The sequence below is a fragment of the Paenibacillus sp. OK003 genome (genome assembly GCF_900109515.1).
Classification (GTDB): Bacteria; Bacillota; Bacilli; order Paenibacillales; family Paenibacillaceae; genus Paenibacillus; species Paenibacillus marchantiae.
In genome coordinates this window covers 337,026-354,317 of the sequence record NZ_FOBD01000004.1, presented here as the reverse complement: position 1 = coordinate 354,317, position 17,292 = coordinate 337,026, and the positions used below count along the sequence as shown (strand labels likewise).

The following is a 17,292-nucleotide window of genomic DNA, read 5'->3' as shown; positions in this document are numbered from 1 at the left end:
TACACAAAGAAATCTAATATCTGAAATCTATGATCCAAGGAGCTGGTCATTTGCAATATTACAGACACAGTGCAGAGGAGACACTTCAAGACGTTCAGAGTTCCACTAATGGGCTCACAACCTCTGAGGCTGCGAAGAGACTGGAGACGGAAGGCTATAACGAGATAAAAGGAAAAGCTGCAACCCCCATTTGGAGGCTATTTATTGAAAATTTTAAAGATCCCATGGTGATCGTACTGCTGATCGCAGCCGCTGTTCAGATCGTCCTCGGACACCTGATCGAATCACTAATCATTTTTCTCGTCATTCTGTTAAATGCGGTAATCAGCGTTGTACAGACCAAAAAGGCCGAAAGTTCTCTGGATGCACTCCGGCAAATGTCTGCTCCCGAAGCCAAAATCATTCGTGACGGGCAGAAAAAAACGATCCCCGCGCGGGAACTTGTTCCCGGCGATATTGTCTTGCTGGATGCAGGGGACTATGTCCCTGCAGACGGCCGCATTTTAGAATCAGGCAGCTTACGAATCAACGAAGGCATGCTAACAGGAGAATCCGAAGCAGCCGAGAAACACGCAGATGCCATCCCGGAAGAAGCTCCGATCGGTGACCGTCGCAATATGGCATTCAGTGGATCACTGGTGGTATATGGTCGGGGTACGCTCGTCATTACGGGTACAGCGCTGAAAACGGAAATCGGCAAGATTGCCGAATTGATTGAAAATGCAGAAGCGAAGGAAACCCCGCTGCAACGCAAATTGGAATCGTTTAGCAAGAAGCTGGGCTTCTTTATCCTGGGCTTGTCGATCTTGATTTTTGCCATCGAAGCAGGACGTGTCTGGCTAACTGAAGGAACGGAAAATATCGGGCCATCCATTGTGAATGCCCTCATGTTCGCAGTTGCCGTCGCTGTCGCAGCCATTCCAGAAGCCCTTTCCTCCATTGTAACGATTGTATTGTCTCTGGGAACGAACAAAATGGCCAAGCAGCACGCCATCATCAGACGTCTTCCTGCCGTGGAAGCTTTGGGTTCTGCCAGCATTATCTGTACCGACAAAACAGGAACGCTTACTCAAAACAAAATGACCGTGGTGGACTATTACATTCCCCATGGCACGAAAGACCAATTCCCCGATGATCCCAAACAGTGGTCTGCAGAGGAACGGCGCTTGTTACATATTGCAGTACTCTGCAATGATTCGAATATTAACCAGGAAGGCAAGGAACTTGGTGACCCAACCGAGGTGGCGCTCATTGCCTTCAGCAACCGGGTGAACAAGGATTACAATGAAATTCGTGACCAGTTTCCACGTGAAGCCGAGCTTCCTTTTGACTCGGATCGGAAATTAATGAGTACAGTGCACACATTTGAAGGACAGACGGCTTTGCTGACCAAAGGTGGCCCGGATGTGCTGTTCAGTCGCTGTAGTCATGTGTTTATGAACGGAGAAGTTCAGCCATTGACACCTGAGATTCGCACGCAATTTGAAGAGAAGAACGAAGCGTTCTCCAAACGTGCCTTCCGTGTGCTGGCCTACGCCTACAAAAAGTTTGATGACAAAAATCAGGTCACGGTAGAGGACGAACATGATCTAACGCTTGTTGGTCTGACAGCTATGATCGATCCACCTCGTGAAGCGGTATATGGTTCCATCGAAGAGTCCAAGAAGGCAGGCATTCGCACCATCATGATTACGGGCGACCACAAAACAACAGCCCAAGCGATCGGTATCGATATCGGACTTGCAGGTCCGGACGACCTGGCCCTCACCGGAGCAGAACTGGACAAACTGTCGGATGAAGAACTGGATCAGCAGCTCGAACATATCTCGGTGTATGCACGTGTATCTCCTGAAAATAAAATCCGCATCGTGCGTGCATGGCAGCGCAAAGGCAAGATTGCAGCCATGACCGGAGATGGTGTCAACGACGCCCCTGCACTGAAACAGGCAGACATCGGCGTAGCGATGGGCAGCGGGACGGATGTCGCGAAAGATGCGGCAGCCATGATTTTGACGGATGATAACTTTGTCTCCATCGTGAATGCAGTCAGTGTCGGGCGGATGGTATTCGATAATATCAAAAAAGCCATTGCGTATCTGTTTGCAGGAAATCTTGGGGCGATTATCGCCATTTTGTTTGCACTAGTAGTCGGTTGGGTAAATCCATTTACGGCCCTACAGCTGCTCTTCATCAATCTGGTGAATGATTCCCTGCCAGCTATTGCACTGGGTACGGAAAAAGCTGAACCGGATGTCATGCGGCGCAAACCGCGGGATATCAACGAAGGCATCTTTGCCGGCGGAACGTTGCAGGCTGTTATCACACGTGGTGTTCTGATCGGGGTGGCTGTCATCGTGTCCCAATATATTGGACTTGGGATCTCAGAGGAAATGAGTGTGGCGATGGCCTTCACAACCCTGATTCTGGCACGGAGTCTGCAAACTTTTGCAGCTCGCTCCAACACACAGACGATTTTCCAGGTCGGCTTCACCACTAACAAATATGTTCTCGGCTCCATCCTGGTTTGTCTCTGCCTGTATGGAATCACGCTGATTCCAGGGGTTCGCAGCATCTTCGCCATCCCGGCAGCCTTTGGCTGGAATGAGTTCTTCATCGCAGGAGGACTCGCTCTTACCGCGGTCATTCTGATGGATGTTATCAAGTGGATTCGCAATCGTGGCACACCAGCTGCTGCGTCCTAAAAATAAACAGATGAAAATGCTCATGTGCAAAAACGACGTCCTGGGTCAGGACGCCGTTTTTGTTTAACCACCCAGTGAATTCGTATGACATTATTGCCATATACATAGATTGAGCGTAAAATGGTTTATTGAATTCATAGACAGGAATGGTTACGTGAAAGATAAAATTGTAATGCCTCTCTGGACTTGCTGCCTGTTCATCGTTGTGATGAATACCACCATGTTTAACGTCTCTTTACCCGTTATTATTCATGATCTTCAGATTACATCGGACCTGGGGTCCTGGGTCATCTCAAGCTACTCGATTGGTTATGCCTTGTCGACGGTGATTTACAGTCGATTGTCTGACCGTATTCCGGTACGCAAACTGCTGACGGTGGGCTTGCTGATCTTAGGCTTATCTTCATTACTCGGATTATTTGCGCACAGCTTTGCGATCCTTTTGCTGACACGCATTTTGCAATCTGCGGGTGCAGGGGTCATGGCCGGGCTTGGACTTGTCATCGCGAGCCGTTATATCCCAGTGGAACGACGCGGAGCTGCCATCGCACTGATCTCATCAGGAAGTGCCATGGCGTTTGGGCTTGGTCCCATTGTCGGCGGACTCATTAGTGAGTACTGGGGCTGGAATGGACTTTTCGCTATTACGGTGCTTGTCCTGCTTGCGCTGCCCGTACTGCTCTATTTTCTCCCGCGTGAAACGGCCAAACCGGAGAATCCTTTTGATATGATCGGTGCAGCATTAACCGTGATTAATGCAACCACCCTTCTGGTTGCCATCACTCAGCAGTCATGGTTATGGCTGACCATCGGTGTCATTTCACTTGTTGTGCACATCGTGTATATTCGCAGGGCGAGCCTTCCTTTTGTGAATCCACATGTATTCCGAACACCCGGGTTTACCCGGCTGCTGATCATCGGCTTCTGTGTTCTGGTCGTAAATCTGGGCAATTTGTTCCTGATGCCGCTAGTACTCGCTGATCTGTTCGGACGTTCGTCGCTGGCTATTGGTTTGCTGATTGCCCCTGGAGCCATCGTCTCGGCATTCTGTACCCGTTTTGTAGGTCGCTGGATCGATCGTTATGGCAATATACGTTTTCTGATGATCGGGCATATTTTGCTTGCCGCAGTGCTTGCTCTGTTCATGCTGGGACTGAATCAGTCTGCCCTGATCATCACCGGCGGATATCTCTTCTTCTCCCCGGCACTCTCGGCTTCCATAGCTTCGCTGAATAACGAAGCGTCTCGGGTGCTGCCCAAAGCGCAAATCGGTTCCGGTATGGGCTTGTTACAGTTGATCCAGTTTTTTGGCGGTTCGGTATCCGTCGCTGTCTGCGGGCTGATGCTGCACGGCATTCCGGGTGTTCCGGTAGAGGAAGCCTATCATGTTGTATATGGATGTCTGCTCTTGGTCTGTCTGGCCTCGCTTGTCATCGTGGTCTGGCATAACAGAGCTGCACGATCAACTTCTACGGTTACGATGACTGAGACTGGATAGGTTGGAAACAAGGATGTATTCTATATCATTCAATCAAAACATGCATGTATTCGTTTGAGTAAAAGGCCCGCGCATAGCGCGAGCCTTTTGTCGTTCGCGGGGATATTCAAACGGTGAATCACTCCACTGGATCACTCGGTCTGGCTTTTAAACAAGCTATGAATGCATTGAAATTGGAAGCGATCTCTCGTACATTTTCCTCCAGCAGTTGCTGGGCTTCCTCCGGTGTCTCTGATTCACACTCAGCATCTTCGCGCACCATCGCCTCTTCATGATCCATAACCAGTACGGCAGGAGATTCTGAATTCGTTCGGTAATCCAATAAATAGTTGTTGCCGCTGCTGACACTCCAAGCAATTGGAATAATCCGGCGTGGATCGGGATTCACGTCGTCTACCAGATTGATGTTATTCGCAATGAACTGATCATCGAGAGCAGAGAAGCGAATTCCCCAATCGACGACCTCTCCATTTTCAATCATATCAAATGCTTGACCGTCGGCCTGCTGTTGAAACTCCAGATATTCGTGCGGAAACACAATGCCGTAATGCTTCTGAATGTTATCGATCTGCATATTATTCACACGCTCCCTCCTATACAGCCCTGTCATCGCACATCATTTTCCACCCAATGCTGCTTTCCAGGCTTCCTCCACCGCTACAGGAGATTTGCTGCTGCTCTCGCCGCCGCCCTCCTCCGTCCAAAGCGGTGGATAATACGCAAATACTTGTCCTGTCTGAAGCTGTCCCACGTCGTTCTGCCACCCCTTCCAACGAAAGGTCTGATAGTACTGCTCCAGATCACCGTTGGCCAACCAGTTGATGAAGCCTGAATAAGCCAGTTCTGTCGATTCCCATTCCAGCGTGTCAGGTGCAAAATAGTATACATGTCCCGTACGGCCATACTTGCCCATATCCATTCCAAAAAATCCACCCGCCGCATCGTAGGCGACGACCATCATGCCTTCCAGTGCTGGCACACACGGCTTGTCTCCCTTACCATTCCAACGGGTCAGACTCCCAAAGATGCAATCACCACCCGATCCAAGTAACGTAATCCAGCCATCATCCAACACCATTCCCTCTGTCTCATAAGCAACGGCTCCCAAATAGGATTTGGTGCTTACTTGGAGGTGATAGAGCGCATCCTCTCCGGCCTCCCGCTGTGCAGGAACATAAGTGTATTTATTTTGTCCATGGTCCAACAGCTCCTTGAGCTCCCCCCAAGCGTGATGTTCCCGATCCACTAATTCGCTTATGGATAATTGATGCATGATCATTGCTCCCTTCCGGCTGCTATTCCCCCACACATGATTGTTTTTATGAGCATATCACGCCTTATTTCACCCTTCAAATCTGCTATAATTGAACTTCATAGCTATTTATGAAGGAGGAATCATCTTGTATCTTATAGCTACAATTGCACTCCTGGCCCTAATCCTGTTCGCAACCGGTTGTCAGAAGGATGAGGCTTCACCCGTCCATTCTCCCGAGACTGTACAGGTTCCGGATACCCAGAAGATGTATTACATATCACCACAAGGAAACGATTTGAACAAAGGAACCCTTCAATCTCCCTGGGAAACGTTGCAGCATGCTGCCGACCATGCTACCCCGGGAAGCACCGTTTATTTGCGGGAAGGTGTCTATCACCAAAAGGTCAAAATCACTCGCAGCGGTAATTCCTCGGGTAATCCAACCCTGTTTTCCAGCTATCCTCAAGAGAAAGCCATCATTGATGGTGAAGGTCTGTCGGTACGCGGCATAGAGGGTTTGATTGAAGTCGAACTGGTTCTTTCGCCGAAGGATACGGCTATCTTGCACCGCGATAATGAATACCGAAGAAGAACATCCCATTCAAGTCAGCTTGTCCTCGCTCACACAAAATAAAAGAGCTTGCGCATAGGGGCATTTCCCGTATGATGCAGGCTCCTTAATGCTTTCCTGTTTAACTAATTAACCCAGCCCTTAATTTCTTACAAGCGCTGCCGCATGAGTTACCCGATTTCGACCACCCGTTTTGGAGGCATAGAGCGCATTGTCCGCTTTTTGAAACAAAGACTGATCTGTATCTTCCTGCGAAGCCGTAGCCGCACCAATGCTCACTGTAATGTTATACTCGCCCCAATCGGCAGAGGCGACCTGTGAACGATATCTCTCCGCTGTAATCACAGCTTGCTCTCGATCACAATCTGCAAGAATAATGACAAATTCCTCTCCCCCATAACGCGCCACCACGTCCGTGCTCCGTGACACCGATTGCAGCAGGCCTGCCAGATTGCCCAGCACCAAATCTCCAATCGGATGTCCATACGTATCGTTAATACTCTTGAAATGATCAATATCAACGACGAGAAGGGAGAATACACACTGAGTTTCCCGGAAGAGTGTCAGGCTTTCAAGCATTTTATCCTGAAAAAACCTGCGGTTCTTGAGTCCGGTAAGCAGATCCGTCGAAGCCATCGTCTCCAACTGATCATTTACTTTGATTAGCGCCTGCTGCTTCACCTTATATTCTTCGTGCAGTCGTTCAAGCTCCTTGTTCGCCTCATTTGTAGCTTGATACAACTCTTGCAGCTTCGTTTTGGTATTCATAATATCCTTCTCATGCTCAATTCGTTTGCGCATGACAACCACGACACAGTCGATTACACTTTCTCCATTTCGAGTCTGGCGAATCCCGTTAAGCATAACCGGAACATCCTTCTGATCGCTGGTGCGGAACGTAAAGTACATCTCGTCCACATGTCCATATAACTGAATGTAGGGGGAGAAATACGTATGAAAAAACAGCTTGTTGGTCACTGACATGGTGGACTCGATATGCCGTCCCAACAGCTCATTGCGTTCATACCCCAGCATGGTCAGCAGGGTTTGATTAACCGTTTTTATGATGCCCGAGTCAGAAATGGAGAAGTATCCACAGGGTGCCATATCTAATTGTATATCCATGGATGAACTGCCTTTCTTCCGAGTTTTATGCAATCGTTAAATAATCTTTGATTAATCGGATCGTTTCTTCCGGTTGACTGAGATGCGGGTAATGTCCCTTGGCTGTCATCTGCTGAAGCCTGCTGTTTTTCAGATGAGCATGCAGGTAATTTCCTACTTCAACCGGAGCAATGCTATCATCGGAGCACTGCAAAATTAATGTTGGTACCGAAGCCTGATCCAGATCGACACGACAGTCGGATAAAAACGTCACTTCTGCAAATTGTCTCGCAATATGAGGATCTCTCGAACAGAAGCTTTTTTCCAACTCTTCCGTCAGATCTTTCCGTTCCGGATTCTGCATAACAATCGGTGCAAGATAGCTGGCCCACCCGATAAAATTCATCTGCATCATCTCCAGCAACTCATCAATGTCGCGTCGGTCGAAACCACCGTAATAATTCGGGAGATCATTAACATAACGCGGGGAGGGCCCTAGCATGACAATTTGCTTGAAGTATTTAGGTTCATGAATGGAAGCGAGCATGCCAATCATACTGCTGACAGAATGCCCTACAAATATAGTTTCTCTCAAGTCGAGCGCTTCCATAATCTCCAGCACATCCTGGGCATATCCTTGAAGATTGCTGTATTTGTCTGCATCATAATAGTTAATTTGGGATTCACCCGAGCCTACATAATCAAATAAAACAACCCGGTAGTTCTCCGTAAAACTCGGAACAATATAGCGCCACATATCCTGATCACATCCAAACCCATGTGCAAACATAATCGTTTGGCTGCCTGCTCCCAGCACTTTCACATTGTTACGCACGAGGACGTCAATCGTCATCCAAATCACCTCTCTGAGGTAGTATCTTTTTGCTTTGATCCATCTGGTTATTATATCGGAAAATGCTGGGATATGGATAAGAAATATTAATTTTCATTACTTTGGATACATAAATAACGATCCACTCTGTATGCCAAAAGGCCCTCTCATCATGAAAGGGCTCTTTCTTCTTATTTTTTCATCCTTAGCTATTTTACAGTGAGAATCACACGTTGATAATGCTTCAACTGATGCTCCCCATCATCCTGTACTTCGGCTACGATATGAATGGTATCGCCCGATTTGGCATCGTCAGGTACGTTGAACGATACAGCATCGGTGTCACTGCCCGCTAATTGAATCGTATCCAGCTTCTCACCCTTCGCCAGTTCACGATGCAATCCAAGCTGCAGATCACCCGCCATCTCAGGCTGGACTTTCTCCTCCTGGACGTTGGAATCTTTGTACGTATCTGCTTCAAAATATCTCCACCATTTGTAGGTCAGTTGATCCCCATCCGGGTCCTGGCCTTCTGCATGAAGGGTTACTTTCTCACCCGGGCTGACGGACAGGTCCAATCCTTCCTTAATGGTGAGTGTCGGATTATGGTTGGCTCCTTCAAAGGTATCCGCAACGGCCCAATCGGCACGAGCCGCAAAGTCATTCTGAATATCGTCAAACCATCTCATCAGAGAATATTCGGCCTCATATCGTTTGGTATAGGGATCGTAGTCAAGAACATTGTTCCTGAACAGCTTGTCATTTACCACACCGAAGCGTCCACCCCATCCGCCGTAGGAAGGGTCTTCCATACTACGCAGACCATTGTCGATCAGATAGAAAAAGGATGGCGAATCACCCTCGGAGATAAAATCGTATTTGTCATACTGCGGATTTTTCTTCAGATATTCCGCACTACCGCGCTGCTCTTCGTCCAGCTCGCCTTCAATCATTTTGCCATCACCCATGGATGCATACATATCCAACAACTTGCCATGACCATCCAGAATGTTTTTGATCATCCAGTCGCCATGCAGCTTGCTGTTGACTTCCTCTGTATGGAATTTCCACGCATAGGCAAAATGCCAGAAGTTCGATTGGTCGTTCAGAATGCGAATGTCCGGCCAATTTTTTGCAATATAGTCGTTATAGCTGTCATCCTGATCGAGGATGATGTATAGCACCAGTTTATCACTGACTTTTTTGCGAATCGTTTCCCACTCCGCCGTGTCCTTGTACTGTTCTTCAATTGATTTCAGTGCTCTGGCTGTTGTATTCGTTCCGCCCCAGGTCTGCACAATCAGATCTCTGGAATCCTCATCGAGGAAAAGCGTTTGGAGAAATTCGGAACCTTCCGTTTCTTTCACCATCTCTCCTTTGTCGGAGATATTACCGATTTTGGTCATCTTGCGAAGCTGTTCCGGCTCCGGATACCCCTCTGCATGTTTGGACAAGTTGGGATAAATCTCACCATAGGCATCAATCATATCGTACACCCACTGCGTACCTGTCCAGCGGAAAGGTTGGATTCCTGCTTGCTCGTCGCCTGCATAATGATACACTGAACTGGTCAGCACAATACCCGCCAGATCCATCTCATTGGAATATAACAGAAAACGAATCACCGAGTTCATATCATCCACTTCACCATCGGTTGTAATGACCGTTCTGGCTTTGATTGCGGAATGATCTGCCGTTTCTGTAGGTTCATTTTGTTCCTGTTCTGCCGTCTTGTTCGGCGTTTCAGTAGCCGTTTGCGGTGTTCTGGATGCGCATCCACTGACAATCAGAACCATACTGAGGCAGCCAGCCGCCAAAACGTTTAACCATTTTCTTGTACTCATATTCGTGATGCTCCCCTTTCTTGTGTTCCACGCGATGTGTTTTTTGGGAATGTCTGCGATGTTGGCCTGCTACTTAATATGGACCGTAAAATGCAAAAAAACCCAAACATCAATATGAGGTGGACAGAGTCCACGCATATCGACATTCAGGTTTTGCCTGCCAAAGCAGTAACAATCCTCATTTGAGAAAAAGTATAGCATGTTCGCCGTTTAATGTAAACGTATTCAACAATAATGCAGCTTCCTTTTAGAAAGCTTTTAGCTCCGCTTCTTCAGGTTATTTCTGTCCTCTCCGTTTTCGTGTAAATGTTTAGTTCAATTTATATAACCAGAGGGTGTAAGCCTTTCCCATTTTGATATATGATTATGCTTATGACTATAAGGGAATGTAACTGCTTGAAAACAAGCCAATACAAGGAGGAATCATCCACCGATGGAACAGCTAAATGCCGCCCTCATCCGTTTAGTAGAGCAGCAAGATTTATATAATGAAGCATATGGACTTTTCAAAAATCATGATCTGCGTCCCCGTGAACAACAACGCCAGCCGCAAGTGGATGAACGAATTCCGCTCTCTCCAGAGCTCCAATATCTGTACAGCCACTACGAGATGATGGATGAACTGGCCAAAGGCACACTCAAAATGAAAAGTGCAGCCGTCGAGATCGGTGATGCAGCTCTGCTCTTCTTTGTTGCACCTGAACATCTCCATCGTCAGCAACTAGGTCACCGCTGGATCGGCATGAACGAACCTTATGAGGAGTCAGACTCTTGGCCAAAAAATCATGCCGTCATTGCGAATTTTAACGATGATCCCTTAATCGTGGATACAGCAGCACCGAACTCGCCTGTATATGCGGCCTTTGCGGGTGAAGAACCTCAGCTTGTTGCCGATTCATTAACAGACTTTTTTAATGCACTGGCCATCCTGATTGAAGCTGCACGGGCCTATGCTGGAGAATTGAAGGACGAGGAAACGTATGAAACCAAAACCGAATATCTGGAGCATGTTGAACCTATATTGAATGATGTACTGGGAGAAGAGCATACTGCACATTTATTTGAGTATTTGTCATTTCGTTAGAAGCAAAGGATCACAGAATACGGAGGGTTGAATCATGATCTATGTTGCTCTGCTTCGGGGTATTAATGTGGGCGGGAATAATAAAATCAATATGAAGCAATTGAAAGAAACGTTTGAGCAAGCGGGCATGTTGGATGTGGTGACGTATATCAACTCAGGCAATATTATCTTTGCCGATCATCAGGAACGCGTGGATGCGAATACGGAATTATCCCAGATTCTTGAACAAGCCATAGCTGTCGATTTTGGCTTACAGATCAAGGTGATGGTACGTAATCTGGATGAAGTACGGACGGTTATTCAGGCATTGCCGGAGGAATGGACGAATGATGCCGCGGCCAAAAGTGATGTCATGTTCCTCTGGGATGAGGTAAATGACATTTCAGTTCTGGACAAACTGCCCATCAAACCGGAAATCGGCACATTGCTATATGTTCCCGGAGCCATTTTATACTCCGTCAGTAAAGAACTTGTCACCCAAAGTGGCATGAACAAACTCATAGGCTCCAAGGTCTACAAATATATGACGGTTCGGAACGTGAACACCACCCGCCAGATTTACAAGCTGATGCAGGCTGCGGCTGAGAGATGATCAAGGCCAAGTGAAGTGTCTTGCCAGTTTTCAAAGCTTATGTATAACGGAGGGGATTGCATGAATCAGGAGCGGACATGGAACGTTAGCATAAAATCTGTGGAGCGGGAGGAATTTTATTTTGCTCCGAATACGGGATGGCAGGTGAAGGTACCAGCTTTCCGAGTACACTTCAATTCAGATTGCGAATTAAGGCTGCATGCTCAAGATCAGATTTTGATAACGGTTGGTGAGGTTGGAACAGCAGGCTGGGCCGCATTTATTGGAACGGCAATAGAATGCGGACCTGATTCGATCCTGCTGTACACAAGCCCCCAGTATGATTCACGATTGATGGAAGCCTGGCAGTTTGAAATGATCTTCTCACCACTCAATTCCATAGAAGGTGCCCAGAACGTGATCGATACGTTGGGGTTCTTCCCACCCTTTCACTACGATGAACTAACCAATGTGAAGCTGCAAAACGCAGATCAAGGCGATAAGTTTGAAAATCTGTCCCTGACGATTACGCATACTTCCACAGACGGGTTGGAACAGCCCCTCGACTTTAATTTTGAAGACGTCCAGTTTAAGGACATCTCTCCCGCCGAGGAAAGCAATGTCTGCTTGCAGCTCAGCTTCGCTTACGAGGGTGAACAGATTGGCGTGCAACTGGACGCGATAACCGGATTTGCAGCGAGATTTCTATGCCGCAAAGTTGTGGTTCAGTTAGGCTAATAACATTACCCGGCAACGGAATGGGTTTGAGTTTTTCTCGATCCCAACATGACTGCACCCATGACTAGAACCAACAGGGCTACCAGCATGAACGGAATATGTTTATCCACCTGATACAACGTTGTTGTCAGTAAAGGGGTGATCACGGCAGATATGCCTTGAATCGCTGCAACCAATCCGGCTGCGCCGCCCTGTTGTTCTTTGCTGACCGAAAGAGAAGCCCCGGCCATAAAACCAGGCATCATCAGACCCGAGCCCATGCCGAACAGGAAGAAGGAGAGATAATAGACAACCAATTGACTGGAAATCAGAAACAATACCATGCTTGCGAGTAGAAAAAGGGAACCGAGCAAAATCATCGGCCGCGGCTGCCATTTCAACCACTTCATCTGGATCACCTGCATGATCAGCATCGCAGCTCCGGAGAACATCAGTCCAAACGAGACCATTCGGGCTGTAGCCCCTGGAGATAATGCGAGTTGGTCCTGGAAATAAAATCCACCGACAACCTGTACCGTCATAATGCCAATCATCGTAACCAATCCGGCAGCAAGATACATACGCAAACCGCGTTGGAGCGGGTTAACCTTGGGCGCTTTCTCCTGAATGACCGGCTTGGCAGCAGGAATGAGCAACAAAGCAATGATAAACGCCGCTATCGCAATAAAAATACCAAAGTAAAGCGGCCACAGGAGTCCGATAATGGTAAAAGCGCCTGCAATCGCAGGGCCAAATACAAGTCCCAGCCCATTGGCGGCACTAATAATCGCCATCCCGCTTCCCCGCTCTTCTCCTTCCGTCACATCTCCCATATATGCCTGAGAAGAGGATAACACGGCCGGAATGAACATACCGATCAAGCTCCGCGTTACAATCAAAAGGGTTAACAGAAGGCCTCCTCCGATCCACGCATTTAACCCACTATACATCGCCAGAGCAAACAACGCACAGCTTATGGACATGCCTATGAATCCAATCAATATGATTGGTTTTCTGCCTTTCAGATCACTGAATCTGCCCCATACCGGACCCATCACAGCCATGGCGATGGACCCGAGTGAAATAATTAGCCCGGAATGACTTTCTTTCATTCCCAGCTCACGAATAAGCGGCGGCATAATGGGAGCAATAAGCATAAGACCCAACATGGCTGCAAATACGCTAAAAAAGATACTTCCTCTGATTCTGTTCACGCTCATACACTCCTTTGTTCTTCAGTACAGTATCCACTGTACCTGGAGTATATAAGGCTGAGAGAATCTTGACTGCCTCCATACGGAACAACTAACGGTTAGACGGATTATTAATATATTTTTTTCATTTCCGATGGCTTGATGCCGAATTTGCGATAGAATTGCTGGGAAAAGGCACTGATATTGCTGTAACCAACGGCGATCGCTGCCTCCGTGACGTTGTTCTCCTGATTGCGCAGTAATTTCATGGCGTTATCCAGACGAATCTGGCGCAAATATTCAAATACGGTAGTGCCGAACAGCGCTTTGAAGCCTTTTTTCAATTTGAAGTCATTCAGACCCACCTGTTTGGACAACGCCAGCAGGGATGGAGGGTCCACCATGCTTGCCTCCATAATCTCCCGGGCGGTATGCAGCTTCCGTATATCCTCTCTTGAAAATCCCGAAGGAATAGGAGCCAGATCAAACAGCTGAATCATAAACCGATTCAATATCTCCAATGCGGTCGCTTCCATCATTAAGGAAGATCTATAGGGGTTGTTTAATTCCCCAATCAAACTGTCAATCATCGTTCGAATTCTGTGATCCAGCTGAAATATGATAGGCTTGAATACACAATGCCCCAAAATGTCCTGAAACCGAATGGACTGGCTGGTTGCCAATTGTGCACCCGCATAATTGAACAACGAGATCGGAATTCCGATGGCAAATGAAGTATAGTTCTCCTGCGCAGGCGGATGGAACCAGGCTTCAAAATCACGCATCATGATGAGTGCTCCCTGTCCAGTGGGCAGCGTATATTGCTGACCGGATATGTCTACATAGCGCGCACCTGACAAGGCAAATTGCAGCTCAATGATGGGAATATTCGATGCAAAGAACGTCGAACATGGTTCACTATAATGAATCTGAGAATACACAATTTCGATGCCACTATACGTGGTTACTCTTTTTATATTGCCACTGCCCGCTTTGGCAGAGAGCAGGTACGTATGTTCATCTTGCTGACTGAATGGTTCCTGCGTTAAGTAATGCTGGTATACAACGGCTAACGAATCGAAACCCATGTGTTCTCACCTCGTCTATAACTTGATCTTAACTCCAGAAAGAGATTAGTTTAATTGAGAATAATTCTCAATAATTCTACCTCAATTTCTGCTATTAGACCAGCCCCAAGACGAGATCACTACACTTCATACTGAAACGATCCAGAAACCGCCTGGTGAAATGGAATTTTCGCATTGAAAAATGAGGAGATACGCCTGCAACTAAAAATGGACACGAGAGATCATTCTCTCATGTCCTTTCGCATGACTATGCCCTATATATATTACACAGCTATTATAAAAACTTGTTTATTTCATCCAGTCCTTACTCCCAGAAAAAGCGTCCGGCAAATACCTTCTCCGTCAGCAACTTGTATGTCTCGTCTGGCAATTCTTTTTTCATTTTCGCCATTACCGCATCCTTGCCTTCATTATATTGCGTGGACATGCCAATCTCTGCCGTTGTAGTGCTTGCATCCAGACGCATGATCGGGGCTTGAGCATCTTTTGTCCAAGGTGTCCACGCCGCCAGATCAGAGGACCCGCCCGTACCTGGATTACCTGTGTACAGGAACTGCTTCAGGTATGCTGCCATCGCGGCGGACAACTCATCACGCCCTGGTTGGTTCGTCTCGCTAAAGTACCCCTCAGGGAAATAAGCAGCAATGCCGTCTGCGTGGCCTGTATAAAAGTCCATGTCCGCACCATGTGGAGCACCGATTAATGTATGCAAACGTTCAGAGATGACACCTGGCTGTGTACCCCATGCAAAACGATAAGCATATACCGGTGGCTGACCTGCTTCACCCGTCAATTGCTCGGCTACCCGCTCTGCATTAAAGCCTGCATAAGCTTCACTACCATATTTCAACGCAGCCGCATATTGCTCCGCCTTGGTTTTATCGGTAAACAGCGTTCCATCCGTAATGGATGGAGAGAAGTTTGGATCACCGAAGGCAAATCCGGAAAACTCCGTTTCCAGGCTGCCGAGCAAGACAGGAACTTTCGTGTAATTACCGCTCTTGATGGCGTCAAATCCTTCTTTTGGAATCACGGTGCCATCCCGGAACAGATGCGGGAATGGTTCCATACGAATTGCGGTTGCCCCAAACGCTGTGACCAACTTGTCCGCAGGCAGTGCACGGAGATAGCTCTCCAGCTGTGCAGGAGATTGCTTGCTTATCCACGCTTTGGCTTCTACTGCGTTAGCTGCTTTCCCCTCTTGCACGACCAGTTTCACGAGTACATCCCCCGATTTTTGCTCGCCTTCTTCCGGTGAGGCTGTCGTCAACCCTCCGCTGAAAGCAACCGCTTTTTGATAAAGTCCTTTACTAAGTGGAGAAATCAGAGTTGCCAGCACATCACGTGCACCGGCAGATTGTCCGGCTAATGTAACATTGCCTGTATCTCCGCCAAACCCTTCAATATTATCCTGTACCCACTGCAATGCACGGAATGCATCAAGCAAGCCATAGTTGCCCGAATCATCAAGAGCATCTCCGGTTTTCAATGCAGCATTTTGGAAGAACCCAAGAGCCCCCAAACGATAGTTCACAGAGATGATAATGCTGTTCGTGTTGCGTGCAAGCTGTTCACCCTGAAAATCCTTGCCTGATCCGGTCATATTCCCGCCGCCGTGCAGGAACACCATGACCGGAAGCTTCGAACTGGTCGTGTCGGGACGCCAGATGTTGAGATACAATGAATCCTCGCTGCCTACAGTATTTTTACCGGAGATCTGCAAGCTGTTCGCTGCAAATTCCTTAGTTGATCTGGTACCTGTCCATGCTTTCGGTTCTTGCGGGGCTTTCCAGCGCAGTTCACCTACCGGAGGTGCCGCGTAAGGAACACCAAGCCAGCCGAGCGTGCCATATTGCTCATAGGTTTTGCCATCAATCACACCATATTGGGTCTGTTGCACCGTTTGAGGTTTGAACCCCCCGGCTTCTTTATGTTTCAACCAGCTTTGCTCCAAGGTTCCACTGCCATTCTTGAGCTGCGTCTGCAAAGCCTGTGCGGCTGCCTCGGCCATCAGACGGTTGGTAAGTTGACTCGCTCCCTTCCCTTGAAGCGCCTTGATTCCTTTGCCTGCCGCATACGTGGAAGCTGCTCCTTGCTCATAATCCGTACCCGCTTCATATCCAAGGACCTTCAGCAGCATTTCGGCATAACCTTCCGCTGTCAGGGGTGCATTCGGTTCAAATTTCTCCGTTCCTGCTACGATCTCAGCTACATACGGATGCTGCTTCAAGTATCCAACGACCGGTTGCAATACTTTGCCTGCCTGAGCCGCATCGTCATATGTTTCCGTTCCTTGATAGGCGAGTGCTTCTTTCTCCAATCCGGACAAACGCAAGTAAAGGACTGCAGCCTGAATGCGTGTAGCCTTTTTGTTCAGATATGCCGCATTAACGCCTTGACCGCTGCCGCGAATAAGCTCGGATTGGATCAGCTTGTCCATCGCTGCTGAAGAAAAGGTTGCTGTATTGCCTGCTGTATTGCCTGCTGTATTGCCTGCTGTATTGCCTGCTGCATATGCCGGTAACCCGGATACACATAACCCAAGAATTGTTGCTATGGCAATCGAACGTTTAATGGTTTTCATGTCAACAATCTCCTCGCTGTCAAATAGTGTGTGATGGGATAATTTCATTGGAAATGGGCGTCTTTGAATCAGTATTCCAATGTCTGGATGAGTCTATATCTCTATTTAGGAAAAATTAAATCACTGCGCTCCTTTCTGCTCGAAATATCTGCTACGGCACTTGCGGCCATGCCATCAGGCATTTTACTTATATAAAAAAACCTGAACCGAAGGCAAGCAGACATCACTTTAGCGTGGTCTACTGCCCTC

General features: G+C 47.7%; 14 protein-coding genes. 6 read left to right on the top strand and 8 right to left on the bottom strand.

Annotated features, from left to right (window positions below; translation table 11 throughout):
* Positions 1 to 50 precede the first annotated feature (50 nt).
* Positions 51 to 2,702, top strand: coding sequence for a cation-translocating P-type ATPase (locus tag BMW94_RS08545; RefSeq protein WP_090996973.1), 2,652 nt, complete (start codon positions 51 to 53; stop codon positions 2,700 to 2,702).
* A 154-nt stretch (positions 2,703 to 2,856) separates the two neighbouring features.
* Positions 2,857 to 4,200 (top strand): MFS transporter, encoded by a 1,344-nt coding sequence (locus BMW94_RS08540; RefSeq protein WP_090996970.1) that lies wholly within the window; start codon positions 2,857 to 2,859, stop codon positions 4,198 to 4,200.
* 118 nt (positions 4,201 to 4,318) lie between these two features.
* Here the strand turns inward: BMW94_RS08540 and BMW94_RS08535 are convergent, their stop codons facing one another.
* On the bottom strand, positions 4,319 to 4,774 hold the full coding sequence (locus BMW94_RS08535; protein ID WP_090997116.1) for an SMI1/KNR4 family protein: 456 nt from the start codon (positions 4,772 to 4,774) through the stop codon (positions 4,319 to 4,321).
* Between the two features lie 42 nt (positions 4,775 to 4,816).
* Positions 4,817 to 5,473, bottom strand: a complete 657-nt coding sequence (locus BMW94_RS08530; protein WP_090996968.1) for a DUF2625 family protein — start codon at positions 5,471 to 5,473, stop codon at positions 4,817 to 4,819.
* Between the two features lie 127 nt (positions 5,474 to 5,600).
* Here BMW94_RS08530 and BMW94_RS08525 point away from each other — a divergent pair, with 127 nt between their 5' ends.
* A complete protein-coding gene (locus tag BMW94_RS08525; protein WP_175480627.1) occupies positions 5,601 to 6,089 on the top strand; it encodes a hypothetical protein in 489 nt (162 codons plus the stop codon).
* Positions 6,090 to 6,167: 78 nt separating this feature from the next.
* Here BMW94_RS08525 and BMW94_RS08520 read toward each other — a convergent pair whose 3' ends face one another.
* The 3 genes from BMW94_RS08520 to BMW94_RS08510 form a co-directional block, all read right to left on the bottom strand.
* Positions 6,168 to 7,151 carry a sensor domain-containing diguanylate cyclase gene (locus BMW94_RS08520; protein ID WP_090996965.1) on the bottom strand — a complete coding sequence of 328 codons (984 nt, stop codon included), beginning with the start codon at positions 7,149 to 7,151 and terminating at the stop codon, positions 6,168 to 6,170.
* Positions 7,152 to 7,176: 25 nt separating this feature from the next.
* Complete coding sequence (locus tag BMW94_RS08515; protein ID WP_090996962.1) at positions 7,177 to 7,983, bottom strand: alpha/beta fold hydrolase; 807 nt, start codon at positions 7,981 to 7,983, stop codon at positions 7,177 to 7,179.
* 188 nt (positions 7,984 to 8,171) lie between these two features.
* Positions 8,172 to 9,806, bottom strand: coding sequence for a DUF1593 domain-containing protein (locus BMW94_RS08510; RefSeq protein ID WP_090996960.1), 1,635 nt, complete (start codon positions 9,804 to 9,806; stop codon positions 8,172 to 8,174).
* A 433-nt stretch (positions 9,807 to 10,239) separates the two neighbouring features.
* Between BMW94_RS08510 and BMW94_RS08505 the strand changes: the two genes are divergently transcribed.
* From BMW94_RS08505 to BMW94_RS08495, 3 genes are read left to right on the top strand one after another with little or no spacing between them, the layout of a single operon-like run.
* The gene (locus BMW94_RS08505; RefSeq protein WP_090996957.1) at positions 10,240 to 10,890 is read left to right on the top strand and encodes a hypothetical protein; all 651 of its coding nucleotides are present in this window, start codon (positions 10,240 to 10,242) and stop codon (positions 10,888 to 10,890) included.
* A gap of 34 nt (positions 10,891 to 10,924) precedes the next feature.
* The gene (locus BMW94_RS08500) at positions 10,925 to 11,482 is read left to right on the top strand and encodes a DUF1697 domain-containing protein (RefSeq protein ID WP_090996953.1); all 558 of its coding nucleotides are present in this window, start codon (positions 10,925 to 10,927) and stop codon (positions 11,480 to 11,482) included.
* A gap of 60 nt (positions 11,483 to 11,542) precedes the next feature.
* The gene (locus BMW94_RS08495; RefSeq protein ID WP_090996950.1) at positions 11,543 to 12,199 is read left to right on the top strand and encodes an Imm50 family immunity protein; all 657 of its coding nucleotides are present in this window, start codon (positions 11,543 to 11,545) and stop codon (positions 12,197 to 12,199) included.
* A gap of 5 nt (positions 12,200 to 12,204) precedes the next feature.
* Here BMW94_RS08495 and BMW94_RS08490 read toward each other — a convergent pair whose 3' ends face one another.
* The 3 genes from BMW94_RS08490 to BMW94_RS08480 all read right to left on the bottom strand — a co-directional run bounded on the left by BMW94_RS08490 (position 12,205) and on the right by BMW94_RS08480 (position 17,043).
* Complete coding sequence (locus BMW94_RS08490; protein WP_090996947.1) at positions 12,205 to 13,392, bottom strand: MFS transporter; 1,188 nt, start codon at positions 13,390 to 13,392, stop codon at positions 12,205 to 12,207.
* 110 nt (positions 13,393 to 13,502) lie between these two features.
* On the bottom strand, positions 13,503 to 14,459 hold the full coding sequence (locus BMW94_RS08485) for a helix-turn-helix transcriptional regulator (protein ID WP_090996944.1): 957 nt from the start codon (positions 14,457 to 14,459) through the stop codon (positions 13,503 to 13,505).
* A gap of 304 nt (positions 14,460 to 14,763) precedes the next feature.
* Entirely contained in the window at positions 14,764 to 17,043 is a 2,280-nt protein-coding gene (locus BMW94_RS08480; protein WP_090996941.1) for a carboxylesterase/lipase family protein, read from the bottom strand.
* Positions 17,044 to 17,292: the final 249 nt, after the last annotated feature.

What these genes read in the sequence shown, in the direction of transcription:
- BMW94_RS08495 (WP_090996950.1), top strand. Translation starts at nt 11,543, where the DNA reads ATGAATCAGGAGCGGACATGGAACGTTAGCATAAAATCTGTGGAGCGG.
- BMW94_RS08500 (WP_090996953.1), top strand. Translation starts at nt 10,925, where the DNA reads ATGATCTATGTTGCTCTGCTTCGGGGTATTAATGTGGGCGGGAATAAT.
- BMW94_RS08480 (WP_090996941.1), bottom strand. Translation starts at nt 17,043, where the DNA reads ATGAAAACCATTAAACGTTCGATTGCCATAGCAACAATTCTTGGGTTA.
- BMW94_RS08520 (WP_090996965.1), bottom strand. Translation starts at nt 7,151, where the DNA reads ATGGATATACAATTAGATATGGCACCCTGTGGATACTTCTCCATTTCT.
- BMW94_RS08505 (WP_090996957.1), top strand. Translation starts at nt 10,240, where the DNA reads ATGGAACAGCTAAATGCCGCCCTCATCCGTTTAGTAGAGCAGCAAGAT.
- BMW94_RS08485 (WP_090996944.1), bottom strand. Translation starts at nt 14,459, where the DNA reads ATGGGTTTCGATTCGTTAGCCGTTGTATACCAGCATTACTTAACGCAG.
- BMW94_RS08510 (WP_090996960.1), bottom strand. Translation starts at nt 9,806, where the DNA reads ATGAGTACAAGAAAATGGTTAAACGTTTTGGCGGCTGGCTGCCTCAGT.
- BMW94_RS08530 (WP_090996968.1), bottom strand. Translation starts at nt 5,473, where the DNA reads ATGCATCAATTATCCATAAGCGAATTAGTGGATCGGGAACATCACGCT.
- BMW94_RS08535 (WP_090997116.1), bottom strand. Translation starts at nt 4,774, where the DNA reads ATGCAGATCGATAACATTCAGAAGCATTACGGCATTGTGTTTCCGCAC.
- BMW94_RS08515 (WP_090996962.1), bottom strand. Translation starts at nt 7,983, where the DNA reads ATGACGATTGACGTCCTCGTGCGTAACAATGTGAAAGTGCTGGGAGCA.